General features: G+C 57.2%; 19 protein-coding genes. 10 read left to right on the plus strand and 9 right to left on the minus strand.

Annotated features, from left to right (window positions below):
• The first annotated feature begins 54 nt into the window (after positions 1-54).
• From ACO0LO_RS15110 to ACO0LO_RS15120, 3 genes are all read left to right on the plus strand, one after another.
• A complete protein-coding gene (locus tag ACO0LO_RS15110; protein WP_422965057.1) occupies positions 55-825 on the plus strand; it encodes a hypothetical protein in 771 nt (256 codons plus the stop codon).
• A gap of 189 nt (positions 826-1,014) precedes the next feature.
• On the plus strand, positions 1,015-1,809 hold the full coding sequence (locus tag ACO0LO_RS15115) for a hypothetical protein (RefSeq protein ID WP_422965058.1): 795 nt from the start codon (positions 1,015-1,017) through the stop codon (positions 1,807-1,809).
• Positions 1,806-2,804, plus strand: coding sequence for a TAXI family TRAP transporter solute-binding subunit (locus ACO0LO_RS15120; protein ID WP_422965059.1), 999 nt, complete (start codon positions 1,806-1,808; stop codon positions 2,802-2,804). Before ACO0LO_RS15115 ends, ACO0LO_RS15120 begins: the two co-directional genes overlap by 4 nt.
• Positions 2,805-2,900: 96 nt before the next feature.
• Here ACO0LO_RS15120 and ACO0LO_RS15125 read toward each other — a convergent pair whose 3' ends face one another.
• Positions 2,901-3,308: a hypothetical protein gene (locus ACO0LO_RS15125; protein ID WP_422965060.1), complete on the minus strand. Its 408-nt coding sequence runs from the start codon at positions 3,306-3,308 to the stop codon at positions 2,901-2,903.
• Positions 3,309-3,513: 205 nt separating this feature from the next.
• Complete coding sequence (gene ppk2 / locus ACO0LO_RS15130) at positions 3,514-4,422, minus strand: polyphosphate kinase 2 (protein WP_422965061.1); 909 nt, start codon at positions 4,420-4,422, stop codon at positions 3,514-3,516.
• A 577-nt stretch (positions 4,423-4,999) separates the two neighbouring features.
• Here ppk2 and ACO0LO_RS15135 point away from each other — a divergent pair.
• The 3 genes from ACO0LO_RS15135 (at position 5,000) to ACO0LO_RS15145 (ending at position 7,693) form a co-directional block, all read left to right on the plus strand.
• Positions 5,000-5,689 (plus strand): choice-of-anchor J domain-containing protein, encoded by a 690-nt coding sequence (locus ACO0LO_RS15135; RefSeq protein ID WP_422965062.1) that lies wholly within the window; start codon positions 5,000-5,002, stop codon positions 5,687-5,689.
• A gap of 131 nt (positions 5,690-5,820) precedes the next feature.
• Positions 5,821-6,261 (plus strand): post-PEP-CTERM-1 domain-containing protein, encoded by a 441-nt coding sequence (locus tag ACO0LO_RS15140; protein WP_422965063.1) that lies wholly within the window; start codon positions 5,821-5,823, stop codon positions 6,259-6,261.
• A complete protein-coding gene (locus ACO0LO_RS15145; protein ID WP_422965064.1) occupies positions 6,248-7,693 on the plus strand; it encodes a PA domain-containing protein in 1,446 nt (481 codons plus the stop codon). The genes ACO0LO_RS15140 and ACO0LO_RS15145 overlap by 14 nt, the downstream gene beginning before the upstream one ends.
• Before the next feature lie 324 nt (positions 7,694-8,017).
• Here ACO0LO_RS15145 and ACO0LO_RS15150 read toward each other — a convergent pair whose 3' ends face one another.
• Together ACO0LO_RS15150 and ACO0LO_RS15155 are read right to left on the minus strand one after the other, a co-directional pair.
• Positions 8,018-9,151: an ABC transporter substrate-binding protein gene (locus tag ACO0LO_RS15150; protein ID WP_422965065.1), complete on the minus strand. Its 1,134-nt coding sequence runs from the start codon at positions 9,149-9,151 to the stop codon at positions 8,018-8,020.
• A 238-nt stretch (positions 9,152-9,389) separates the two neighbouring features.
• A complete protein-coding gene (locus ACO0LO_RS15155; RefSeq protein WP_422965066.1) occupies positions 9,390-9,806 on the minus strand; it encodes a winged helix-turn-helix transcriptional regulator in 417 nt (138 codons plus the stop codon).
• A gap of 136 nt (positions 9,807-9,942) precedes the next feature.
• On the opposite strand from ACO0LO_RS15155, the gene ACO0LO_RS15160 reads away from it, so the two are divergent.
• Complete coding sequence (locus ACO0LO_RS15160; protein WP_422965067.1) at positions 9,943-10,554, plus strand: FMN-dependent NADH-azoreductase; 612 nt, start codon at positions 9,943-9,945, stop codon at positions 10,552-10,554.
• A gap of 127 nt (positions 10,555-10,681) precedes the next feature.
• Here the strand turns inward: ACO0LO_RS15160 and ACO0LO_RS15165 are convergent, their stop codons facing one another.
• On the minus strand, positions 10,682-10,876 hold the full coding sequence (locus ACO0LO_RS15165; RefSeq protein WP_422965068.1) for a hypothetical protein: 195 nt from the start codon (positions 10,874-10,876) through the stop codon (positions 10,682-10,684).
• A 553-nt stretch (positions 10,877-11,429) separates the two neighbouring features.
• Between ACO0LO_RS15165 and ACO0LO_RS15170 the strand changes: the two genes are divergently transcribed.
• Positions 11,430-15,179, plus strand: coding sequence for an ATP-binding protein (locus ACO0LO_RS15170; protein WP_422965069.1), 3,750 nt, complete (start codon positions 11,430-11,432; stop codon positions 15,177-15,179).
• Positions 15,180-15,246: 67 nt separating this feature from the next.
• Here the strand turns inward: ACO0LO_RS15170 and pdeM are convergent, their stop codons facing one another.
• Genes pdeM through ACO0LO_RS15190 form a run of 4 tightly spaced genes read right to left on the minus strand, consistent with a single transcriptional unit; the run spans position 15,247 to position 21,082 of the window.
• Positions 15,247-15,903: a ligase-associated DNA damage response endonuclease PdeM gene (gene pdeM, locus ACO0LO_RS15175; protein WP_422965070.1), complete on the minus strand. Its 657-nt coding sequence runs from the start codon at positions 15,901-15,903 to the stop codon at positions 15,247-15,249.
• Complete coding sequence (locus tag ACO0LO_RS15180) at positions 15,900-18,362, minus strand: ligase-associated DNA damage response DEXH box helicase (RefSeq protein ID WP_422965071.1); 2,463 nt, start codon at positions 18,360-18,362, stop codon at positions 15,900-15,902. The genes pdeM and ACO0LO_RS15180 overlap by 4 nt, the downstream gene beginning before the upstream one ends.
• Positions 18,346-20,001 (minus strand): ATP-dependent DNA ligase, encoded by a 1,656-nt coding sequence (locus tag ACO0LO_RS15185; RefSeq protein ID WP_422965072.1) that lies wholly within the window; start codon positions 19,999-20,001, stop codon positions 18,346-18,348. Before ACO0LO_RS15185 ends, ACO0LO_RS15180 begins: the two co-directional genes overlap by 17 nt.
• Complete coding sequence (locus tag ACO0LO_RS15190) at positions 19,994-21,082, minus strand: ligase-associated DNA damage response exonuclease (RefSeq protein WP_422965073.1); 1,089 nt, start codon at positions 21,080-21,082, stop codon at positions 19,994-19,996. Before ACO0LO_RS15190 ends, ACO0LO_RS15185 begins: the two co-directional genes overlap by 8 nt.
• A gap of 196 nt (positions 21,083-21,278) precedes the next feature.
• Here ACO0LO_RS15190 and ACO0LO_RS15195 point away from each other — a divergent pair, with 196 nt between their 5' ends.
• Both ACO0LO_RS15195 and ACO0LO_RS15200 read left to right on the plus strand, forming a co-directional pair.
• Positions 21,279-21,668 carry a hypothetical protein gene (locus ACO0LO_RS15195; protein ID WP_422965074.1) on the plus strand — a complete coding sequence of 130 codons (390 nt, stop codon included), beginning with the start codon at positions 21,279-21,281 and terminating at the stop codon, positions 21,666-21,668.
• 327 nt (positions 21,669-21,995) lie between these two features.
• Positions 21,996-24,107: a catalase gene (locus ACO0LO_RS15200; protein WP_422965075.1), complete on the plus strand. Its 2,112-nt coding sequence runs from the start codon at positions 21,996-21,998 to the stop codon at positions 24,105-24,107.
• Positions 24,108-24,173: the final 66 nt, after the last annotated feature.

A 24,173-nucleotide genomic window follows, 5' to 3' on the forward strand; every position in this document is an offset into this window, starting at 1 on the left:
GCCGTGGTCCACGGCAATCCAATTGGGGAATGCATGCACATGAGAACAGGGAAAATGAAATTGGCAGCACTGCTGGCAGCCGGCTATCTCAGCATCACCGGCTGCCTTGCTGCAGACTCCGCGCCGCGCCACTATGTGGTGCTGTCGCTGATAGGGGATAACATTTCCGTCGTATTCGAGCGCGGGAGCACCGGCACCCATCTTGACCAGAATAATCTGCAGAAAGTTCCGGTTCCGAGTTCGGAGCTGGACAGCGCCGCGCTGCTCGCCATGGACAGCCTGATCCATTCGAGCCAGCCTTCGGCAAAAAAAGAGCTGCTGATTAGTAATGACGCGGGCCTCTATCGTTTGCAGGATGATTTCTTCCGGGGAACTACAGCGGCTGATATCGTGCTGGGCGGGTTGAAGGAAGCGCTGAAAAGCAAACCCGCTGCAACCCACCTGATCCTGATCACCAAACACCGCGGCGAGGCAAGGCTGAAGCTGTCGGAGGATACGATAGGCCATGGAAAACTGGAGGGTGTCGGATTTTATGTGGATAGCCGTACCTGGGTGCAACGCGAGGATACCAGCGAAATCGGCCGTGGGCTGATAGCACCCTATGCTTTCGTGACAGTCAGGCTGATCGATACTGCCACGTGGAAGGTGATCAGTGAAAAGACGCTGGACAATTCCAGCAGCTACGCCAACGTCGGTGACGAGAGCCAGAGCCTGAACGCGTGGGGCGCATTAACGCCGGAACAAAAGACGTCCGCACTGAAACAGATCATCCAGGCCACCGTCTGGCAGGCGGGAGAAAACGTCCTCGCGGCGCAGCGGCGCTGACAGCAAGCAGGGTGAAACCTGGCCCCGGTGCATGCTCCATCGCCCTGCAAATGCCCCTGCAACATTAATATACAAACTTCGGGGGAAATTGGTCTTATCCTTTGTTGAATACCTGGCTGACAGGCAGATCGGAGCCGGCGCAGAGGGCTATGCTGGCTCATATTTTTGAACATAGACAGGGCTCCGCGCATGAATGCCGTCATCAAGAAGAAAACTCTCTCCCTTTGCCTTAGCTGTGCGGGTTTGCTGTGGATGGGTGAAGCCGGCGCAGAAGACGCCGCTGCGCGCCATTATGCTGCGCTGTCACTGATCGGCGACAGCATATCGGTGATATTCGAAGTGGAAACGACAGGCAGCAACCTGGACCGCAACAAGCTGGAAAAAATCGAGGTACCCAATAGCGAACTCGACAATACGGCCTTGCTGGCAGTGAATAACGCCGTCGGCAAAATGCGGCCCGGCGTTAAGACCGATCTGCTGATCAGCAATGACGCCGGTCTGTATAAAATGCAAGGCGCCTTGTTCGACGGTTCTGCAGAAGCAGGCATTGCACTGGAGGGGCTGAAGCTGGCGCTGAAGGACAAGCCTGACATCACCCACCTGGTCCTGGTGACCAAGCATCGCGGCGACGCACGGCTGAAACTGAAAAACTCCAGCTTTGGCCACGGCAAGCTCGAAGGCCTGGGGTTTTACGTCGACAGCCGCATCAGGTCGAAGCGCAGCGATACGCAGGAAACAGGACGCGGCATGATCGCGCCGTATGCCTACGTGACTGTGCGGCTGATCGACGCCCACAGCTGGGCCGTAGTGGCAGAAAAAACGCTGGATAATTCCACCAGCTTTGCCAATGCCGGCGACCGCGGCGAAGGATTGAATGCGTGGGATACATTAACCGCCGCACAAAAAACAGTGGTGCTGAGAAGGTTGATACAGGCAACTGTCCGGCAGACGGCGCAAGACGTGCTTGCGGACAAGCCGGCATGAAACATGAATTCCATACCATAGCAAAGATAAGCCGCATGCCCGTCTTCCTGCGTTCCGCTCTTTTCGTTGTAGTCGCTGCCGTGATAGGTTCGTCGGGCGGGTTTGCCGTCGCGTCTGACAATCTCCGCGTCGTCATGGGAACGGCAACTCCCGGCGGCGGCTTCCCTGTGTTCGGCGATGCGGTGGTGCGTACCGTGCAAAGTACCGATCCCCAACTGACGATAGAGGCGCGTAATACCAGGGGCAGTACCGAGAATATTCCGTTGCTGGAGGCAGGCGCGCTGGATATCGCGCTGGTGCAGGGCGAGGCGGCATATGAGGCTTTGCAAGGCGTGGGCCGTCCACCGTCAACATTGAAAATCATCGCCGCGATGTATTCGACACCCGGCATGTTTGTCGTGCGTGCCGACAGCCCTTATCGCAACATCAGCGACCTGCGCGGCAAGCCGGTGGCGTTTGGTGCACGCGGCTCCGGCCTGGTGATACTCGCGCGGTATGTGCTGGATGGCATGGGCCTGGATATGGACAAGGATTTCCAGGCCGTCTATCTGGATCGTGCCGGTGATGGGCCGGCCATGGTTGCGGATGGCCGCGTGGCGGCACTATGGGGTGGCGGAAGCAGCTGGCCCGGATTTATCGCGGTGACGACTGCGCCGGCCGGTGGACGTTTTATCGTGCCTGATGACGCAGAAATCGCAAGCATAAGGGCACGGCATGATTTCCTGAAATTACTGACCCTGCCGTCGGGCAGTTTCAAAGGCCAGTCTGCGCCTTTGCATTCTCTTGGTTCATGGAGCTTCATCATGGCCCGCACTGATCTGCCGGACGAGACCGCATACCGGATAACGAAAGCCTTGCACGAAGGGGAGGGCATCATTGGCGGCTTGCTGCCGCAGGCACAGGAAACGAGGGCGGCCAATACCGCTACTGCAGCGCCGGATGCAGCGCTGCATCCGGGCACACTGAAATACCTGCGCGAGGCCGGGCTGAAGTAACGCTTGCGGATGGCACGTTTTCTTTGTCCGCGGCGAAGATGCGGGAAAGGCGATAGCCCCATCCTCATTCAGCAGGTGCTTGGCCTGTCGGCCTCGTTATCGGTACCTCGGCATGTGCTTATAAATGTGGTCTATGACATCATCGTCAATAACGTAGCCGGCTCCGTTAGGTGACGGACTCAGGTATTGGGAGCACCATGCCTGGCAGGGTGCCCTATCTTCCCGCTTGCATTTAATCTGGTACAAGTTGATGGATTCGGGCGTTGCACCGTTATTCAAGGCATCCAGGATGACCTTAGGTTCTGCGCACGTGAATGCAGTCTTGCCGCCGGAACCTTGATTCGGTGTCAGCTCGTCGAGATAATTGCGAAAGATCGACGCTGCCGAATTCAGGCGCTTTTTCCCCAGACCCTGGACTTTTCCGGAATATCCGGTGGCTGTTACACAACCGCCCTGGATAGTTTTCGCGCGCGCTCTTGCAATATGCAGGTAAATATCATCCATTTGGTACCTCCCCATTTTGTCTACTAAAGGAAAGATGCAATAAAACCAATGTTAATGATAATGCAAATATTGATATTTACAAGGGGCGATTTCTAATGAATTTGCTGAGAGCGGATTGATATCCGGTGTTGGCCGCTCACAAGATTGTTCGTCTAAAAAGCAAGGAGGCCAACGCCATCGGTGAGATCAAATTTCCCGTATATTGTCAATAAACCTGCGGCACCATGATCTCTTGCGAGATCTCGTTGCGCACATAGTCGTCATGGTATTCACGGTGAGGCAGCGTGATCGGCGGATGCGCTACTTCCGCATACGGCATTTGCCCCAGCAGATGGTGGATGCAATTCAGCCTGGCGCGTTTCTTGTCCACTGCCTGCACTACCCACCACGGTGCTTCCGGGATATGAGTGCGGCTCAGCATCACTTCCTTGGCCTTCGTATATTCTTCCCAGCGGCGGCGCGATTCCAGATCCATGGGGCTGAGCTTCCATTGCTTCAGCGGATCGTGGATACGGCTCAGGAAGCGCATGTGCTGCTCTTCATCGGTGATCGAGAACCAGTACTTGATCACCTGTATGCCGGAACGCACCAGCATCCTTTCAAATTCCGGCGTCGTGCGGAAAAATTCCTCATATTCGTCATCCGAGCAAAACCCCATCACACGCTCAACGCCCGCGCGGTTATACCAGCTGCGGTCAAACAGCACGATCTCGCCGGCTGCCGGCAGATGGGTGGCATAGCGCTGGAAATACCACTGGGTTCTTTCCCTGTCATTGGGGGCAGGCAAGGCCACCACGCGGCATACGCGGGGATTCAGCCGTTGCGTAATGCGCTTGATGACACCGCCTTTGCCGGCGGCATCCCGGCCTTCAAACAGGATGACGACCTTATGGCGGGAAGCCACTACCCAGTCCTGCAGCTTCACCAGCTCCGCCTGCAGGCGGAACAGCTCCTGGAAATACTGGCGGCGGTATTCTTTTTCTTCTTCGGAGCGTTTGGACGGCTCGCCGGTTGCTTCGTCGATATTGCGGTCTTCTATCTCCAGTTCCATCTCTTCATCGTAGCTGTCGGCCAGTTCACGGTGGATGCGGCGCACCAGTTCTTCTTCGTTCATGTGTTCTCCATGGATAAGATTTTTCTCCGAACATACACGTGGATTGTGACGAAGGAATGACGCGGGCAGGAACGCAATATCGGATGTCCAGATACCCTGTTAAAAATATCAGGGCCTCACTAAATCGGTGCGGGATATAAAGGGAATTTGAAAATTTACACAGCTTTTTTCTTTATTTTTTCTTATGGAAATTTCTTTGCGGCTATATCTTTGTGGAATCGCCCTTGAAATTCCAAATAAGAACGAACGCAAATTGCTCACTCTGGAGACGGCATTTTTTCTATTAAAAATACTATAAATTAATACAAGGAAACAAATCTCAACGGAAAGAAAGTCGTAAATTATTTCTTTACATAAATAAACAATTTATACAATATGTCGAATTTTTTTACATTACGATACTTTCTGAAAAGTATCTTTCTTTTAAGTGTTTGAATTTGCAGCAATATTTTTCTCTGGCATTTTTTGTGCTTTGGGGCTGATCTGGGGCAATTTTTTGTTTGTAATTTTGCATCTCCCCAATGTTTCAACAGTGCCTGTATCCGCTCGAATCATTTACTTATGACAAGGAAGCACAATGAAATTCAAATATCTGCTGGCAGGTCTTGCTGCTCTCAGCCTGATTGCAAGTACGCAGGCCTCAACCATCCTCTCCGAAAATTTTGATGACTTCAGTTCGCTCGCTGGCAAGGGCTGGGTGGTCAAAAATAATAGCGACCTTCCTGCAACTGATCGCCTTACAAAAAAAGTGATTTCGTGGGATCAAGGTAATCCCGGCGCGGCTTTCAATTCACAATCAGGCGCCGATGATTCCTTTGCCGGAGTCAATTTTGCGACCAGTAATGGCAACGTGATAGATGACTGGCTCTTCACACCGGTTTTCACTATCTCGGGCGGCGGCGTCATTAGTTTTTACACACGCTCGGTAGATCATTCTCTTGCAGACAACATGGAGGTCCGCCTGAGCAGTAGCGGCGCCAGCACCAATACCGGCGACTTTGCATTGCAGTTCCAAATTAATCCTGGCCTGGATGCAGACGGTTATCCGACAGACTGGACCCAATATGTGATCACTATCCCTGACGGTACCGCACAAAGCACAGGCCGTTTGGCTTTCCGCTATTTCCTGGCTGACGCTTCGACAACCGGCAACTATATTGGTATTGACAGCTTGAACGTCGTGCCGGAACCAGCCACGATGATGAGCCTTAGCATAGGCTTGCTCGCGCTGATGACGATGCGTCGCCGCCGTAGTGGTTCGGTATAAGACGGCACAGCAACAGTAGTCGGTACCGTTGTTGGATGGTTCAGTTTCGCAGTACCAAGAGACAAGGTTTTGCCGCCTTTCAGGCGCAATATTCTTGTCGGTAAGCTCTAACCTAATTGAAGGATAGTGACATGTTGACCTATAAACAATTATTCCTGGCAACTGCCGTCGTGTCGGCTCTTGCAGCAACAACTGCGGTACAGGCGCAGGACAGTGGCATGCGTGTATTCAAGGACCCAGTAACAGGCCAGCTGCGCGCGCCTACTGCGGAAGAAAGTGCGGCGCTGGATGCCCAGGACAAGGCCGTTCAGGCGAGCAAAAGCGGTCGCCAGGCAACGCAGGCGCGTGCAAAGCGTGCGGTGGCCGTAGTGCGTCCGGACGGTTCTAAAACGATGGCGCTGGATGAAAGCTTCATGACCTATTCGGTTGCTACCCGCAATGCGGACGGCACCTTAGGAATGGAATGTGTCACCGGAGAGGAAGCTGCAGAAAAACTCATGAGCGCTGCGCCATCCGCAACAGCATCAGCCAAAGCCACCAAATTCGAGGAGCACCACCATGAAGAAAAATAAGATGCTGTCCCTGAAATCCGCTGCCATCCTCGGCGCTTTTGTTGCCGGCACTGCAGCCAGCACAGTTTCTTATGCTGCGGCGACGATTATCATCGTCAATGGAAACGCGGCAAATGTAGGCTTTAACGACAGCACGCCAGCTTTACCCGTGGGTGGAAATTCCGGCACGACATTGGGTCAGCAGCGTTTGATCGCATTTCAGGCCGCCGCAGCCAAATGGGGCGCTACGCTGACCAGCAATGTGCCTATTACCGTGCTGGCCACGATGGAGCCGCTAAGCTGCACGGCAACCGCTGCCACGCTGGGTAGCGCTGGCGCAACGCAGATTTTCAGCGATTTCCCTGGCGCGCCGCTACCTAATTCCTGGTATGGTTATGCACTGACCAACAAGTTGTATGGAGACGAAGCACTGGGCGATGACGCCAGTCCGCAAATACAAGCGCGCTTCAATTCCAACCTGGGTCAAGCAAACTGCCTGCCTGGTTCGCCTTTTTACCTCGGTCTGGATGGCAATGCCGGTACGGCAATTGATATGGTGACAGTGCTGGAGCATGAGTTCGCGCATGGCCTTGGTTTTCAGACTTTCACAAACGGGGCCACAGGTGCTCAGCTTGCAGGCACGCCATCTGTGTGGGATAACTTCATGTGGGATAACAGCACAGGCAAGCGCTGGGTCGACATGACAAATGCAGAACGCGCAGCGTCAAGCCTTAACTTCCGCAAACTGGCATGGACAGGTCCTAACGCTGTCAGCAAGGTGCCGTCCGTGCTTTCACTCGGCACCCAGCGCCTGAGTATTTCCGGCCCTTCAGCCGGCAATACGGCAGGTGACTATGCTATCGGCACCGCGTCATTTGGTGTGGCCTTGTCCAGCCCGGGTGTATCGGGCCAGTTGATGCCGGTAGTGGATCAGACTGATGGTACCGGCCTTGCCTGCAATCCGTTTTCAGCGGTGAATGCGCTGGCCGTCAATGGCCGTATCGCACTGGTAGATCGCGGTGTTTGCGGCTTTGCCGTAAAAGCTAAGAATGCGCAGGACGCAGGCGCGATTGGCGTGGTGGTTGCCAATAATGCGGCAGGAAGTGCGCCGGGCCTGGGTGGCGCCGACCCGACGGTCGTCATTCCCGTGCTGTCGATCAGCCAGGCCGATGCCATATTGCTGAAATCCAAGCTGACCAAGCGCACCCGTACTTCATCGGGTGTTATTGCCAACCTGGGCGTGGACGCAAGCCAGTATGCAGGCGCCGACAAGCTGGGACGTCCATTGCTGTACACGCCGACGGTATTTGAGCCAGGGTCTTCCGTATCTCACTGGGATACATTGGCGACGCCTAATCAGCTGATGGAGCCTGCCATCAATGTCGATCTGACGCATGAAGTGACCGTGCCCAAGGATCTGACCTTTGAGCTGCTGAAAGATATCGGCTGGTAAGCAAGATCTGTATTTCCATGCATAGGCAGCGCAGGCTTTGGCTTGCGCTGCCTTTTTCTTTTTCCTTTCCATCCGCGTACTTTTCAAGCCCGAAGGAATAGATTAATTTCGAATGTTAATATAAGGAAATATTCGTTCCAGATGGCAAAGCAAGCAGATATAGTAGGGCTGTCTCTTCCATTGACCTCCCTCGAGGCTTGGCTTAACCCGCAAACCCTGAAAAGTTTGCGGGTTTTTTTATGCGCGCTTCACATGCCGGCAAAAAAAATGCCATGTCCGCAAGGAGCATGGCATGGTGGATTTCAAGCAAGGCAGGGCGTTAAGTCACCGCATGAACTTGCCGTCTTTTCCAATGACTGTCAGATCGACGAAGTGCGAGGCATTATGGTTGTTGCCGCTGAACTTGACCTGGAAGCCGCCTACGTCATGCGAGCTGATGCCTTCCATCGCCTTGACGAAACTTTCCCGGCTCAGGTTGTTGCCGGCACGCTTCAGGCCTTCGACAAATACTTTGGCCGCGATGAAGCCTTCCAGGCTGACGTAGCCGGGAACGCGGCCCGGTGTTTTCAGATACAGGTTCTTGTATTCCTTGACGACAGGGTTGATGTCGTCCCAAGGCGCCGGCATCACTTGCGAGATCATCACGCCGCGGCCTTCGGCACCGAGTTCCTTCGATAAGGCCTGGCTGCCGACGAAGGAGATATTCCAGAAAATCGGGCTGACCTCGCCGTCTTTCAGCATGCCCTTGATGAAAGCAGCGCAGGAGGTATAGGCCGAGATCATCACGATGGCTTGCGGCTTGGCCTGTTTCATCTGGGCGATGGCCTTGGACACGTCTACGCTGTTTCTCTCCACAGTAGCGGTGGCGACGATGTCGATGTTGCGTTTTTTCATCGCGCGTATCACACCCTCCAGTCCGGTCTTGCCGTAGGCGTCGTCCTGGTAGAACACGGCAATGCGGTTCAATGACAGTGTGGTGATGTGCTGGATGATTTTTTCGGTTTCTTCAAAATAGCTGGCGCGGATATTGAAGATATTGCGGTTGAACGGTTCGCGCAGCGATTGCGCGCCGGTGAACGGTGCAAAGAAGGGCAGGTTTTCCTTGGCGACCAGTGGCAGCGCGGCGTTGGAGGTTGCGGTTCCTACATAGCCGAACAGTGAAAAGACATCGTCTTTTTCCACCAGCTGTTTTGTATTGGCGACCGCTTTCTCCGCTTCATAGCCGTCGTCCAGGGTTTTCAGGATGATCTGCCGGCCGCCCACGCCGCCGGTGGCGTTGACATGGTCAAAATAGGCCTGCGCACCGTCGCGCATTTCTATGCCCAGCTGCGCCGCCGGCCCGGTCAGCGCTGCAGACTGCCCCAGTGTGATGCTTTTGCTGGTAATGCCGTTTTCTGCGGCGGTGGCGGAGATGGCGAGTCCCAGGCTGAGGCACAACAGTAGCTTCTGTAGGTTCATGATAGGCAATGCAAAAGAGGTACGAAGGAAGTGCTGCAGTGGCAGAGCGCGCGGCGTATGCGGCAGCGTGTGTTGCTTTGCGGAAAAATCAAGAGATTATACGCCGCTGCAGGCAAATCTACAAAAGCTGCCGGGCGTTTTGGGCTGGCTTTGGCCATTTTGTGGCATTGTCACGAGACTGTCACTTGACGGCGTAGCGGTGCTATCCGTGCGCCACCCTCCACACGGTGAGCGCAATTTATCCGAACCTGACCCTGGTAACGCCTGCAGTCGCGTTGCCTTCGCTGTTGATACTGATGGCGTCAAAGGCAAAGCGGGCGTTTTGGATGTCCTCGGCGTTTGCCTGTGCCCATTCCGCCAGCGTCTTTACCGGCGCCAGCAGCGTCAGACCAAGCGCCGTCAGCCTGTATTCCACACTCTGCGGTACGGTAGGGAAGACCGTGCGGGTGACGAGGCCATCCCTTTCCAGGCTGCGCAGCGTCAGTGTCAGCATCCTCTGGGAGATGCCGTCTATGCTGCGCTTGAGCTGGTTAAAGCGCATGGGTTCACCGCTCAGCATCATGACGATATAGATGCTCCATTTGTCGCCGACACGGTCCAGTACCTGGCGCGCAGCAACGCAGCCTTCGCTTGCGGGGTCTAGGGTAGGTGACATGAATGTGCCTTCTTGCGGTCAAAAGTTAAGTCACCATAATATACCTACGCACAAAAAGTAACCAGTAAAACAAAGCCGGGACGGCCGTTTTACAAAATCCCATTGATGCTGTTTGATTATTTAATAAGGAAACCCCATGAGCAATATCCTGCTGCTTTTATCCAGCCCTAGCGGCGCTGCATCCGTTTCCACCAAACTGGCGACCTCGCTGGTGGAATCGCTGAAACAGAAACATCCCGGTTCCAGCGTCACCGTACGTGACCTGGCGCATGACCAGTTGCCGCATATCGGTGAAGATTTCGTCACCGGCCGCGTTCTGGCCGCCGATCAGCATTCTGCATCACAGCAGGCAGCGATTGGCCGTTCCGACGCGCTGATCAAGGAATTGTTTGCCGCTGACATCATCGTCATTGCGTCCGGCATGATCAATTTCGGCATACCTTCAACACTGAAAGCCTGGCTGGACCATGTGCTGCGCGCCGGCGCCACGTTTGCCTATTCTGAAAACGGTCCCAAAGGCCTGGTCACTGGCAAGAAAGCCTATCTGGTGATTGTCCGCGGCGGCGTCTATTCGGAGGGTGCCTTCAAACCTTACGACTTCCAGGAACCATACCTGAAAGGTGTACTCGGCTTTATCGGCGTAACGGATGTGGAAGTGGTCGTCGCAGAAGGCGTCGCTTACGGTCCGGACGCGGCAGGCAAGGCAATTGGCGCGGCGCAGGAAAAAATTGCCGCAGTAGCCGCCTGATGCAGCAAGCGCAAGCCTGAAGCGGGGCTTGCACAAGCAGGGAAATGCTGGGTCCACGCCCGGCATTTCGTCCTCATGAAAGTCCGATCCGGCTACACGGAATCAGCGGACATCGAGCGCCGGGCACTCATTCAAATAGGGTGATCACCCGCATCGCACACATATCTCCGGCCCTCAAGGCGTCATCTTCAGACAGAAACAGGTCGTGATCAGGATCGCGCACCAGTTGTCCATCTACCTCCACCCGTAAAGTCCAACCATTGGCATAGGCGGTAGTGCATAGCCGGACTACGCTGTTGCTCAACTGCTTTGTGATGATCATTGAAATGCTCCTGGTAGCGCTTACGCTGCAAGATCGGCAGTCCGGTATCTGCTGGTTTTTGCCACCCATCTGATGAATGCAGCAATACGCAAAATTCTATGGCCCAGCTTCCTTCGCTTCTATGCGCCAGCGAACATATTTAGAGCAATGAGCAATGATGCAGCATACGAAAAGCGCATAAAAACGGCATAAGGATGCCTATTGCCATGTACTGCTCGCTGTCTGCGTTATGGGAGGGAGTAGCGGCGTCAGATTCGGCCTACATCGATGCACGCTTGTTTCCTATTGGGGAAATTTTTTGCTTCTTTATAGTATGGTTTCTTTCGGAAACTGTTTTCCGGAACTGAAAATAGACGGAAAAAAGCAAATTCTGCTCCGTTGCATGGTGTTGAAAATACCTCGCGCTGCTGTAACCGTGCCGTTAAAATCTATAACAAAGCACAGTACGCCGTCCGAACCTTACATTTATCTGCTTATCTATTCCGCCACCGACATGCCGCCAACGACAAGCGCAGATATTTTAAATACGGGTTTTCTGACCGCTCCCGGAAACTTGGGGAAACTGATCCTGGAGCGGGATTGGTCGGGCACGCCGCTTGGACCCATCTCCGGTTGGCCGCAGAGCCTGAAGACATCCGTCAGTCTGATGCTGAGTTCACGGCAGCCTATGTGGATAGGCTGGGGCCCTGAAGCGACCTTCCTTTATAACGATGCCTATATCGATGTGCTGAGCCTGGCCAAGCACCCGTCGGCGCTAGGCAGGCCGGCAGCAGAAGTGTGGGCCGAAATTTGGGACATCTGCGGCCCGCTGGCCGATATCGTGTTCAATCAGGGAGACGCTACCGTCGTCGACGACGTACGCCTGTTCATGAACCGTGGCGATTTCCTGGAAGAGACGTATTACTCTTTTTCCTACAGCCCCATCCGTGATGAAGCCGGTCAGGTGAGCGGCCTGTTTTGTCCCAACCTGGACACCACCGCCAAATACCTGAACGCGCGCCGCCTGGAAACTTTGTCGCAGCTGTCGTCCAAGGCCCTGATGGAAAAGACGGTAGCGGCGGCTTGTGCAAGCGCCGTCGGCATATTGCGTGAAAACAGCGCCGATATACCTTTTTCGCTGCTGTATCTGGCCGACAGGCAAGGCCGGTCCGCCAGGCTGGAGCAGAGCTCCAATCTGGCCGATACCGTATCGGTCGCACCTGAGTGGATAGACCTGCAACTGGCGCAAGCTCCATGGCCGGTAGCAGATGTGATACATCATGCGAAGGCGCAGCTGACGTCGCTGGCAGGAATCAAGGGCCTGCCTGAGGGCCTCGCCGGGCAGGCCATTCAGCAGGCGATGTGCCTGCCTTTGAGCGTGCCGGGGCAGGAGCAGCCTGCCGGCGTACTGGTGTTGGGCGTCAACCCTACCCGCAGGCTGGATCACGATTACCGTACCTTCTTTGAACTGGTGGCAACGCAGGTTGCAAATGCCATACAAAATGCGCAGACGGCAGAGGACGAAAAGACGCGGGCTGACATGCTCGCCGAAATCGACCGTTCCAAGACGCTGTTCTTCAGCAATGTCAGCCATGAGTTCCGCACGCCGCTGACGCTGATGCTGGGGCCGATCGAAGAGGCGCTGGCAGACGAGGAAAACCGGCTACCGGCCGCCCAGCACGAAAGGCTGGAACTGGTGCGGCGCAATGCGCTGCGGTTGCAGAAACTCGTCAATACCCTGCTGGAATTTTCCCGCATGCAGGCCGGCCGCGTGCAGGCGCGCTTCATCAAGACCGATTTTGCTGCGCTGGTGACCGACCTCGCCAGCAGCTTCCGTTCCACGATAGAACACGCCGGCATGCAACTGCTGGTCGATTGCGCCGTATTGGAAAAAACGGTCTACCTGGATTCGGCGATGTGGGAAAAAATCGTGCTGAACCTGCTGTCGAACGCCTTTAAATTCACGTTTGAAGGCGAAATCCGTGTGAGCCTGCGCTCCACGGCCACTCATGCAGTACTGTGCATTTCCGATACCGGCGTCGGCATACCCGTACACGAACTGCCACGCCTGTTTGAGCGTTTCCACCGCATCGAGAACAGCCGTGCGCGCACGCTGGAAGGTTCCGGCATCGGCCTGGCGCTGGTGCACGACCTGGTGAGCCTGCACGGTGGGGATATCCGTGTCGAGAGCGAAGTAGGACGCGGAACGGCATTCTTCATCAGTATCCCTACCGGTAAAGAGCATCTGGCTGCGGAGCTGATCGGTGAGGAGGAATCTCCGTCCACCCCGGCCGTTGCTGCGCAAGCCTATGTAGCCGAGGCGGAACGATGGACGCCGACTTCTGAAGAAAACCGCGTTGAAACAATTGGCGCACAGTTTTTGACCGAGGGGGCGGCAATGCCGCAGGAGAGCGCCGGCATCCTGGTTGTCGATGACAATGCCGACATGCGTGCCTACCTGGTGCGCCTGCTGCAGGCCCGCTGGCGGGTGAAGGCCGTCAATAACGGCCAGCAGGCGCTGGAAGCGGCGCGCCGCGAACCGCCTGCGCTGATTATTTCAGATGTCATGATGCCTGTGCTGGATGGTTTCGGCTTGCTCGCAGCGCTGCGTGCCGATGAGCAGACCAAAGACGTGCCTTTTGTGCTGCTTTCCGCGCGTGCAGGTGAAGAAGCGCGGGTAGAAGGCCTGCAGGCAGGGGCGGACGAATACCTGGTCAAGCCGTTTTCCGGCAAGGAATTGATGGTGCGGGTCGAGTCGCTGCTGATGCGGCAAAGGATACGTTCTATCCAGAACGCTTTCGCGGATCGCATGCGCTCCATTTTTGCCCAGGCGCCGGCGGCGATTGCCATCACGCGCGGGCCGGAGCATATCTTCGAGCAGGCCAACTCCCATTACCTGGAACTGATAGGTGGCCGCGAAGTGATAGGTTTGCCTTTCCACTCCGCCATTCCCGAACTGGCAGACCAGCCTGTGCACCGTCTGCTGAATGAAGTCTACGCTTCTGCAGAACCTTATGTGGGGCAGTCGGTACCTGTACTTCTGCGCGGCGGCGAGCAACTGCGGCTGGAAGAGCGGTTTTTTAATTTTGTCTATCAGCCGCTGCTGAATGAAGAAGGCCGCAGCGAGGGCATTGCCATCGTCGGCTTTGAGGTGACCGAACTGGTCAACGCGCAGCGCGCCGCGGAGACGGCCAACCGCACCAAGGACGAATTCCTGGCCATGCTGGGTCACGAATTGCGCAATCCACTGGCGCCCATCATCACGGCGATACAGCTGATGCGCCTGCGCGGCATCACCGTGGCGGAAAAGGAAAGAGCCATCATCGAGCGCCAGGCCAAGCATCTGGTGGCGCTGGTGGACGACCTGCTGGATGTGTCCCGCGTGGCCCAGGGAAAAATCAGCTTGCGCAAAACGAATGTGGAAGTGTCCGACATTATTGCCAGGGCGGTAGAGACCGCCAGCCCGCTGCTGGAAGAGAAGTTTCATGCACTCGACATCAATGTTCCCGCGACCGGCCTGTGCGTCAATGGCGATCCTGAACGGCTGGCCCAGGTCATCGCCAACCTGTTGACCAACTCTGCCAAATATACCGAACAAAGAGGGCATATCCGGATAGATGCCCTGCCTTCTGAGGATGGAGCCAAAGGCCAGGTATGTATTTCTGTCACCGACAACGGCATCGGTATCGCGCAAGATATGTTGCCGAATGTGTTCGACATGTTCGTGCAGGAGCGCCAGGCGCTGAACCGCTCGCGCGGCGGCCTGGGACTGGGGCTGGCCATCGCCAAGAGCATGGTGAAGCTGCATGACGGCAGCATTAGTGCTGAGAGCGGTGGGCTGGGGCAGGGCAGCAGTTTCCGCGTGCGCCTGCCGCTGAGCGGCTGTGAGCAGGCTTCCCCTGCGCCGGATGCCGAAATAGAAAAAATGCCGCCGGCGTTTGTGGACGGTACACTGGCTGTCCTGATTGTTGACGACAATGAGGATGCTGCCCGTCTGCTCAATGAAACGCTGACGCTGCTGCGCTACCGTACCGAGGTTGCCTATGACGGCCCATCGGCGATCCGGGCGGCGGAAACCTTCCGGCCTGACGTTGCCCTGCTGGATATCGGTTTGCCGGGTATGGACGGTTATGAACTTGCGAGCCGCCTGCGGGGGCAGTCAAATGGGCAGCCTTTGCGGCTGATTGCCATTACCGGCTACGGGCAAGAGGCAGACCGGCAGCGCTCGCTGCAGGCCGGCTTTGACGAGCATATCGTCAAACCCGTCGATCCTGCCAGGCTGGAAGTGTTGTTGCAGAAAATTGCGGGAGAGATATTGCAATAGCGCAGCCTGTAATCCCTGTAATCGATCCACCAGGAAGCGGCATCGCCTCGCGAGGCCGCTTCCATCCCTATTTGCTGTGGTTGACTGCAATGACAGCGTCGTCAGCAATCACAAAGATTTTTTCTTCGGCCTGGCGCGTAATCGTATAGGCGCCGGTGAACGCACCGAAGGACGGCAGAATGGCGCGGCTGCGGCCTATGACAAAGCAGGGCATGCGCAGCGATTCGTAACGGCTGGACAGGCGGTAGGCAGGGTGGACGTGGCCTGCCATTACATAAGCGTCGCTGGTGATGCTGGGATGGTGGCAGAACGCGAAGCCCCGGATGCGGTGAGGTTCGTCCACAACATGGATGCGCAGTGCCTGCGGCGGGTCGCCGGCATTCAGGTCATGGTTGCCGCGCACCAGCGTCAGTCGCAGGTCTGGATGGCGGTCGCGCCAGGCCTGCATTGCGCGCAGGCTGGAAGCCGCAGTGCTTTTGGCATGCAGAAAATCCCCCAGGAACAATATGTGGCGCACGTCGTAGGCTGCGATCAGCCCATCCAGCGCCGCCAGGTTCTGGCTTGTGGTGCCGCCCGGCACCGGTACGCCGAGTGCGCGGAAAGCACCGGCCTTGCCGAAATGGATGTCGGCAATGATCAGCACTTTTTCAGCCGGCCAGTAGATCGCCTTTTGCGGCAGCAGCAGCAGGCGTTCTCCGTCAATCGTCACCGGGAAGCCGGTCATGGCGTGGCCGCCTTTTCCAGGTCGCGCAGCATGCGGGCCACGCGGTCGGATAATTTTTCCGTACTGAGTTTTTCGCGGAACAGTTCCACCATCAGTGGAAAGGCGAATGGCGTCGGCCGGGGTATCGCCCTCAGCGCGATGTCGCGCTCCTGCAATTCCAGCAAGGTATCGCGCAGCCGCGTCAGTTCCAGTTCCTGTTCCAGCACTTCACGCTGGGCCTGTGTCAGCAGCAGGTTGCCGGCATCGTGTTTGCGAAACACTTCAAAGAACAGACTGGACGATGCCTGCAACTGTCGTGTCGATTTCGGCTGGCCGGGATAGCCCTGGAACACCAGTCCCGCAATGCGCGCGATTTCGCGAAAGCGCCGCTGCGACAGCTCGGTCGCATTCAGGCTGGACAACACATCCTCCAGCAATAGCTCGGTACTGAACAGTGCAATGCCGCTGCCATGCTCAGCATTGAACAAGGCGGGCCAGTCCATCTGTTCCGGCGCCAGCAGTTCAAAGCCGTAGTCGTTGAAGGCGATGGAAAACGTGTTTGCCCGATGCTTGGCAATACGGTAGGCCAGCAGCGAAGCCAGCCCCGCATGCACGGCGCGGCCGCCGAACGGGTACATGAACAAGTGATAGCCTTCGCGGCTATGCATGGTCTCCACCAGCAGGGTTTCCGCCGTGGGCAGGGCGGACCAGCGCTGCTGGATGTCCAGCAAAGGCTTCAATGCTCGCATTTCCGGGCTGCTGTATTCCTGCTGCGACGCCTGACGCAGTTGTTCCAGCGCGGCGTGCGCGAGTTCGGAAGACAGTGGCATCTTGCCGCCTTGCCAGCGCGGCACCGCGCCTTTGCTGCCGGTGGCACGCTTCACATAGGCCGTCATTTCATACACGCGGATAAATTCCAGCACCCGGCCGCCGAACAGGAAATGGTCGCCCTTGCTAAGCCGGGAAATAAAGGATTCTTCTATTTGTCCGATGCGGCCGCCGCTGAGAAATTTAACGTTGATCGAGGCTTCCGACACGATGGTGCCTATGCTCATCCTGTGCCTGCGCCCCAGTGCAATATCGGGCACGCGGTAGATGCCTTCTTCATCGGGCAGCACGCGCCGGTATTCCGGGTAAACCGTCAGGCTCTGGCCGCCGCGCGCGACAAAATCCAGTGCCCACTGCCACTCCTGCGGCGTCAGGTGCCTGTAGGAATAAGCGGTTCTGACTTCTTCATACAAGGCCTCGGAGCGGAAGCCGCCGCCCAGCGCCACGGTGACCAGGTGCTGCACCAGTACATCCAAAGGTTTTTCCGGCACCTGCCGCGCTTCTATCTGGCGCAGTGCCACCGCCTGCTTGGCGCCGGCCGCTTCCAGCAGTTCCAGCGTATGCGTCGGCACTAGTGTCACACGCGACACACGCCCCGGCGCATGGCCGCTGCGTCCTGCGCGTTGCAGCAGGCGCGCGACGCCGCGCGCGCTACCGATCTGCAATACGCGTTCCACCGGCAGGAAGTCTACGCCCAGGTCCAGGCTGGATGTGCAGACCACGGCCTTCAACTGTCCTTTCTTCAGGCCCTGTTCTACCCATTCGCGCACTTCCTTGTCCAGCGATCCGTGATGCAGCGCAATCAGTCCGGCCCAGTCGGGACGGGCATCCAGCAGGTGCTGGTACCAGATTTCCGCCTGCGAGCGGGTATTGGTAAACACCAGCGTGCTGACATGCTTGTCTATTTCGGCGATCACCGCGGGCAGCATCTGTATGCCGAGATGGCCGGCCCAGGGGAAGCGGGAAGGGTGGTCCGGTATCAGCGTATCCACCTTGATCTGCTTGCGCATCTCGCCCTGCACCAGTGCGCCCCCGTTCTTGCCCAGCAAGGCATCCTGCGCCTGCTGCAGGTTGCCCAGCGTGGCGGACAGGCCCCACACCAGCAGTTCCGGGTTCCATGCCCTCAGCCGCGCCAGCGCCAGTTGCGTCTGCACGCCGCGCTTGTTGCCCATCAGTTCATGCCACTCATCGACGATTACCATATCCAGTGCTGCAAACTGTGCCTGCGCATCGGCCTTGCTCAGCATCAGAGACAGGCTTTCCGGCGTGGTGATCAGTGCCGAAGGCAAGGCCTTGGCCTGGCGCGCGCGTTCTGCGGAACTGGTGTCGCCGGTGCGGGCGCTGATACTCCAGCCGGGCAGCAGTTCCGCCAGCGGCTCTTGCAGCGCGCGTAGCGTGTCGGCAGCCAGTGCGCGCATCGGTGTAATCCATAGCACGCGCAAACCCGCCTTCTGGCGTTTTGCGGCTTTCCGGTCCATGGCCCGCAACAGCGCGGCGAACCAGACGGCATAGGTCTTGCCGGAACCGGTGCTGGCGTGCAGCATGCCGGACTGGCCGCCTGCGGCCGCCTTCCATACCTGGCGCTGGAAGCTGAATATCTTCCAGCCGCGTGCGGCGAACCAGGTTTTTACCGCGTCAGCCGGCGAGCTCATGCGCATCCGCCGCCAGCAGGGCTTTCAGGTTGTCCAGCGTATCGGCTTCTTCTATGGCCTTGTCTTCGCGCCGCCGCAATATGCGGGGAAAGCGCACCGCGATACCTGCCTTGTGCCGCGTGGACAGCGCAATACCTTCGAAGCCTATTTCAAACACCATGCTCGGCGTGACGCTGCGCACCGGGCCGAATTTCTCGATTGTGGTCTTGCGGATCACCGCATCGACCTGCGCGATTTCCGCGTCTGTCAGGCCGGAGTAGGCCTTGGCAAAAGGCACCAGCTTGCGCTCGCCATCGGCGCCGGCGCTGCTCTCTCCATCCCAGACGGCAAAGGTATAGTCGGTGTACAGCGATGCGCGACGGCCGTGGCCGCTCTGCGCATAGATCAGCACTGCATCTATCGTGTACGGATCGACCTTCCATTTCCACCAGGTACCGACATTCTTGGTGCGGCCGACGCCGTATTGCGCATCGACGGCTTTCAGCATCATGCCTTCCACACCGCGGGCGCGTGAACTGCGCCGTATCTCCGCCAGCTCTTCCCAGCCGGGCGCCATGACCAGCGGAGATATCTTCAACACCGGATTCTCGGTTTGCTGCACCAGGTTTTCCAGCAGCGCGCGCCTTTCCTTTTGCGGCAAGTGGCGGATGTCTACGCCTTCCAGTTCCAACACGTCGTAGGCGACCAGCACCGCAGGCAATTCGGCCAGCAGCTTGGCCGACAGCGTCTTGCGTCCTATGCGCTTTTGCAGGTCGGCAAATGGCGCAGGCTTGTCGTCACGCCATACCAGGATTTCTCCATCCACCACCGTGCCTTCCGGCAGCTTGATAGCGGTAATTTCCGGGAAGCGTTCGGTAATCAGGTCTTCGCCGCGCGACCACAGATAATTCTGCCCTTCGCGCGCTACCAGTTGCGCGCGTATGCCGTCATACTTCCATTCCACCTGCCACTGGCGCACGTTGCCCAATGCCTGCGGTTCTCCCTGCAACTGATGCGCCAGGAAAAAAGGATAGGGCTGGCCGCCGCGCAGTGCATGTTCCTGCTCTGAGCGGGCGCTGATCAGTTGCAGGAAGCCCGCAGCGGTAGGCGCCGTCCGGCCGTCAGTCCAACCCATCAGGCGCTGGGCGATCAGCTTGTTATCCACTGCGGCGATATCGCCCAGCGCGCGTGTCACCAGCAGCTTGGATACACCGACTCGGAAGCCGCCGCCGATCAGCTTGCCCAGCAGGAATCGTTCCGGACCCTGCAGTTCATCCCAGTACGAGAACAGTGCCGCGCGTATCGTTTCGGGCGCCGCGCCGCGCAAAGGTGCGATGCGTTCCAGCATCCAGTCTGCCAGACCGACGTCGCTGTGGCTGCTGGGTGGCGGCAAGACATGGGCGATTGTTTCGGCCAGGTCGCCGACGGCGTGATAGCACTCTTCAAACAGCCATTCCTCTATGCCCGCATACTCCATTGCATACTGGCGCAGCAGTTTGGTCGGCACTGCCTGGCGTGGCTTTCCGCCGGCGAGGAAATACACAGCCCATGCAGCATTGTCCGGCGCGGCGCTGCTGAAATAGGCTTTCAGCGCTTCCAGTTTGCGCAGCGTGGACGTGGTTTCATCCAGTTCGGCATACAGCCGGGCAAATTCACGCATGGCCGACCGCGCTTTCTGGCGCACTTACAGTTACAGTTACAGTATCAATGGTGTCTGCCGCTGCCGTGTTTGCCGGGTCCGTCGCGGGTAATTCGTCGTCTTCATTGCCGTATTCGGTATCGAAGCCGCCCGCCTGCAAGCCGGTCTGCTGCAGGTAGCGCACCATGGTCGGTATGGAGCCATGGGTAACGATGACGCGCTTTGCTTCGGTGGCAGCAATGGCCTGCATCAGGCCCGGCCAGTCCGCATGGTCGGACAATACAAAGCCGCGGTCCACGCCGCGCCTGCGCCGCGCGCCGCGCAACTGCATCCAGCCGCTGGCAAAGGCGTCGCTGTAGTCGCCAAAACGCTTGATCCACGGTGAACTGCCGGCCGACGGCGGGGCGATCACGATACAGCGTCTCAGGTCTGCCTTGTCTGCGACATCGCCGACCATCAGCGTTGGCGGCAGCCGGACCCCGGCATCGCGATAGGCCTGGTTCAACGCCTGTACCGCGCCGTGGCAGATAATGGGGCCGATGTCCGGATCCAGGCCGTGCAGGATACGCTGCGCCTTGCCGAAGGAGTAACAGAACAGCACGCTGGCCCGGCCTTCTTCTGCATTGCGCTGCCACCATTGGTTGATATCGCTGAAAATATCCCGTTGCGGCTGCCAGCGGTAAATCGGCAAGCCAAATGTGGATTCGGTGATGAAGGTGTCGCATTGCACCGGCTCGAACTGCGCGCAGGTGCCGTCGGCTTCGACCTTGTAGTCGCCGGAGGCAACCCAGACTTCGCCGCGATATTCCATCCGCACCTGGGCTGAACCGAGTACGTGTCCCGCAGGATGCAGCGACACGGCCACGTCGTTGTGGAGGATTCTTTCACCATAGGGCAGACCGTCGATATGGATATCGCCGAGGCGGGCTTTTAAAATGTCCACGCCGTCGGCCGCAGCAAGGTAATGCTCATGGCCAACGCGGGCGTGGTCCGAATGTGCATGCGTGATCACGGCGCGCGGCACAGGCCGCCAGGGATCGATATAAAAATCCCCGGGCACGCAGTACAAACCCTCTTTGCGGACCACCACCAGTTCTGTCATGGCACCATCCTGATTAGCGAAAGCCTATTAGAGCAGCGGACCGGATTGGCTATCGGTCATTTACCGCACCCAAGCAGGCCCATGGCTGGCAGGCAAACTGGAACCCGTTCTCGAAACGAATCTATAAGTGGGCTAGCACACCGATAAACCGGTGTGAACTGCTAGGCTGCATCATTCGCTATCAAGGTAATGGTTCATGAATTCCCATTTACGCTTTCTCGTAGTAAATACCTCGGTACTTGCCCAATTCGATATGGCCGGCTTATTGACGAGTATAGGTTACCCGCTGGTGGACCGCGTGACAGGGGCCAAAAAGGCGATGCGTATCGTCAGGTCCGCCGCATTGACCCAGAAGCCCATCAAGCTGCTGATTGCGGAGTGCGCCGGGGCCTTTTCGGACTGCATTCAACTGATCCAGTCCCTCACCAGTCTGCCGGAAATGAAGGAGGTGCCGATATTGCTGGTGTCCGAAGAAGCGACACCGGAAAATGTGCTTTCCGTCAGGGAGGGGTTTGAGAATACCTACATCGTCAAGCCGGCGAACGCCGTCAACTTCATCCGCCTGCTCGACCAGGTAAAGCTGTAAAAAACGGACAAAAAAAGCCGGTCGATGAAAGCAATATTTCCACCTGAAAATGTCGCCGATATCCCTTGGTAGAGGCCGCCGTTCCACGGTTCGCTGGCGTACATACACTGTCTATCCCTCCGCATATCTTAGTGCGTGGAAATGGCTTTCTTGCCACCTTCTTTCCTGAATTTCCTGTGTACGTCCAAAGATTGCCGACAAAGGCAGCGGACATGCTGGCTGCCATCTGGGCATGCGATGCATTCCATGACGTGGCGGGACCAAATGCAATTCATGTATCCATCTATCAGTCAATCTATTCAACAACTGGACAATTGGAGAAACACCATGCCTACATCGAAAGCAGCAACGGGCGCCGCAAAGGGTAAAAACGCCAGCCCGGCCCAGGACCCTTCCGTATCGGTAGGCAACGGCGGAGAATTGCATCAGCAAGCCGGCGCCGGACAGCCTGACCTGACGACCAACCAGGGCGTGCCCATTGCGGACAACCAGAATTCCCTGAGGGCGAACCGCAAGGGGCCTACGCTGCTGGAAGATTTCATCCTGCGTGAAAAAATTACCCACTTTGACCATGAGCGCATTCCCGAACGTATCGTGCATGCGCGCGGCACCGCTGCACATGGCTTCTTTGAACTGGAAAAGTCGCTGGAAAAATACACGACAGCAAAAATCCTGACCGAGATTGGTGAGCAGACCCCATTGTTTACCCGAATCTCCACCGTGGCCGGCGGTGCAGGTTCCGTCGACACCCCGCGCGATGTACGCGGCTTTGCCGTCAAGATGTATACGAAGGAGGGCAATTGGGATCTGGTCGGCAACAATATTCCTGTCTTCTTCATCCAGGATGCGATCAAGTTTCCTGATCTCGTGCATGCTGTCAAGATGGAGCCGGATCGTGGTTTTCCACAATCGGCCACCGCACATGACACCTTCTGGGACTTCATTTCACTGACGCCCGAATCGATGCACATGGTTATGTGGATCATGTCCGACCGTACGATTCCCCGTTCGCTGCGCATGGTCGAAGGTTTCGGCGTCCATAGCTTCCGGCTGATCAATGCAGATGGCGATTCCACCTTCGTTAAATTCCACTGGCGGCCGAAACTGGGCCTGCAATCGACAATCTGGGATGAGGCAGTCAAGATCGCCGGTGCAGATCCCGATTACCACCGGCGCGATATGTTCGATGCCATCAGCGCAGGCGCCTTTCCGGAATGGGAGCTTGCCGTGCAACTGTTTAACGAGGAGCAGGCCGACAGTTTTCCTTTCGACCATCTCGATCCCACCAAGCTGATTCCGGAAGAACTGGTGCCGCTGGAAGTGATAGGGCGCATGGTGCTGAACCGCTGGCCGGATAATTTCTTTGCCGAGACCGAGCAGGTGGCGTTCTGTCCTTCGCATATCCCTCCCGGCATCGATTTTTCCAACGATCCTCTGTTGCAGGGTCGCCTGTTTTCTTATCTGGATACGCAGCTGTCGCGGCTGGGCTCGCCGAATTTCCACCAGATCCCGGTCAATGCACCCAAATGTCCGTTTGCCAACCATCAGCGCGACGGCCACATGCAGATGCAACAGCCCAAGGGCCGGGTTGCGTATGAGCCGAATTCGCTGGCCAATGATTCACCGCGCGAAAATCCTGCCACTGGCTTCACCAGCTTTGGCGCTGACGAAAGCGGCGCCAAGGGCAGGGTAAGAGCGGAAAGCTTCGCCGACCACTACAGCCAGGCACGCCAGTTCTACCTGAGCCAGACTGCGCACGAGCAGGCTCATCTCGCTTCTGCCCTGGTATTTGAGTTGTCCAAGGTAGATCACCTGCACATCCGCGAAGCGATGGTGGGCCACCTGCTTAATATCGATGAAGACCTGGCCCAGCGTGTTGCAAACGGCATCAACCTCGATAAATTGCCACCGGCGCCGAAACCCGCGGCGCCTGTCCAGGACCTGGCCGTGTCGCCGGCCTTGCAAATCATCGGCAAAATGAAAGACACGCTGGAAGGACGCATGGTCGGCATACTGATTGCAGACGGTTCGGACAAGAAGTCCATCGATGCCATCAGCAAGCGGGTTGCGGCAGAGAAAGCGACGGTGAAAATCATTGCACCCAAGGTCGGCAACATCAAGCTGGCGGATGGCTCGTTGTTGAAAGCCGACGGCCAATTGGCAGGAACGCCATCGGTCATGTTCGATGCCGTCGCTGTCATCCTGTCCACCGATGCTGCCGCGATGCTGGGCAAGGAAGCTGCCGCCATTGACTTTGTCCGGGACGCCTACGGCCACCTGAAAGCCATCGGCATCGACGAAGGCGGCCAGGCATTGCTGCAGACTGCAGGCATTGATCCCGATGCCGGCGTGATAGAAATTACCGCGCCGGACAAGTTCATCGCAGCGGCCAAAACTCGCCAGTGGGACAGGGAAGCGACGATACGCACGCTGGCATAGAGCAGGGAATGCCGGGTTTAAGCTTCTCCAGCCCGGCATTCTTTTTCAATCACCGCGTGCGCATCA

Origin of the sequence: Undibacterium sp. TJN25 (assembly GCF_049339885.1) — a bacterium.
Taxonomy (GTDB): Bacteria; Pseudomonadota; Gammaproteobacteria; order Burkholderiales; family Burkholderiaceae_D; genus Undibacterium.

Coding starts and splice junctions, on each gene's coding strand:
- ACO0LO_RS15155 (WP_422965066.1), bottom strand. CDS start 9,806: ATGTCACCTACCCTAGACCCCGCAAGCGAAGGCTGCGTTGCTGCGCGC.
- ACO0LO_RS15140 (WP_422965063.1), top strand. CDS start 5,821: ATGTTGACCTATAAACAATTATTCCTGGCAACTGCCGTCGTGTCGGCT.
- ACO0LO_RS15110 (WP_422965057.1), top strand. CDS start 55: ATGAAATTGGCAGCACTGCTGGCAGCCGGCTATCTCAGCATCACCGGC.
- ACO0LO_RS15135 (WP_422965062.1), top strand. CDS start 5,000: ATGAAATTCAAATATCTGCTGGCAGGTCTTGCTGCTCTCAGCCTGATT.
- ACO0LO_RS15195 (WP_422965074.1), top strand. CDS start 21,279: ATGAATTCCCATTTACGCTTTCTCGTAGTAAATACCTCGGTACTTGCC.
- ppk2 (WP_422965061.1), bottom strand. CDS start 4,422: ATGAACGAAGAAGAACTGGTGCGCCGCATCCACCGTGAACTGGCCGAC.
- ACO0LO_RS15165 (WP_422965068.1), bottom strand. CDS start 10,876: ATGATCATCACAAAGCAGTTGAGCAACAGCGTAGTCCGGCTATGCACT.
- ACO0LO_RS15180 (WP_422965071.1), bottom strand. CDS start 18,362: ATGAGCTCGCCGGCTGACGCGGTAAAAACCTGGTTCGCCGCACGCGGC.
- pdeM (WP_422965070.1), bottom strand. CDS start 15,903: ATGACCGGCTTCCCGGTGACGATTGACGGAGAACGCCTGCTGCTGCTG.
- ACO0LO_RS15200 (WP_422965075.1), top strand. CDS start 21,996: ATGCCTACATCGAAAGCAGCAACGGGCGCCGCAAAGGGTAAAAACGCC.
- ACO0LO_RS15120 (WP_422965059.1), top strand. CDS start 1,806: ATGAAACATGAATTCCATACCATAGCAAAGATAAGCCGCATGCCCGTC.
- ACO0LO_RS15125 (WP_422965060.1), bottom strand. CDS start 3,308: ATGGATGATATTTACCTGCATATTGCAAGAGCGCGCGCGAAAACTATC.
- ACO0LO_RS15150 (WP_422965065.1), bottom strand. CDS start 9,151: ATGAACCTACAGAAGCTACTGTTGTGCCTCAGCCTGGGACTCGCCATC.
- ACO0LO_RS15145 (WP_422965064.1), top strand. CDS start 6,248: ATGAAGAAAAATAAGATGCTGTCCCTGAAATCCGCTGCCATCCTCGGC.
- ACO0LO_RS15115 (WP_422965058.1), top strand. CDS start 1,015: ATGAATGCCGTCATCAAGAAGAAAACTCTCTCCCTTTGCCTTAGCTGT.
- ACO0LO_RS15160 (WP_422965067.1), top strand. CDS start 9,943: ATGAGCAATATCCTGCTGCTTTTATCCAGCCCTAGCGGCGCTGCATCC.
- ACO0LO_RS15185 (WP_422965072.1), bottom strand. CDS start 20,001: ATGCGTGAATTTGCCCGGCTGTATGCCGAACTGGATGAAACCACGTCC.
- ACO0LO_RS15190 (WP_422965073.1), bottom strand. CDS start 21,082: ATGACAGAACTGGTGGTGGTCCGCAAAGAGGGTTTGTACTGCGTGCCC.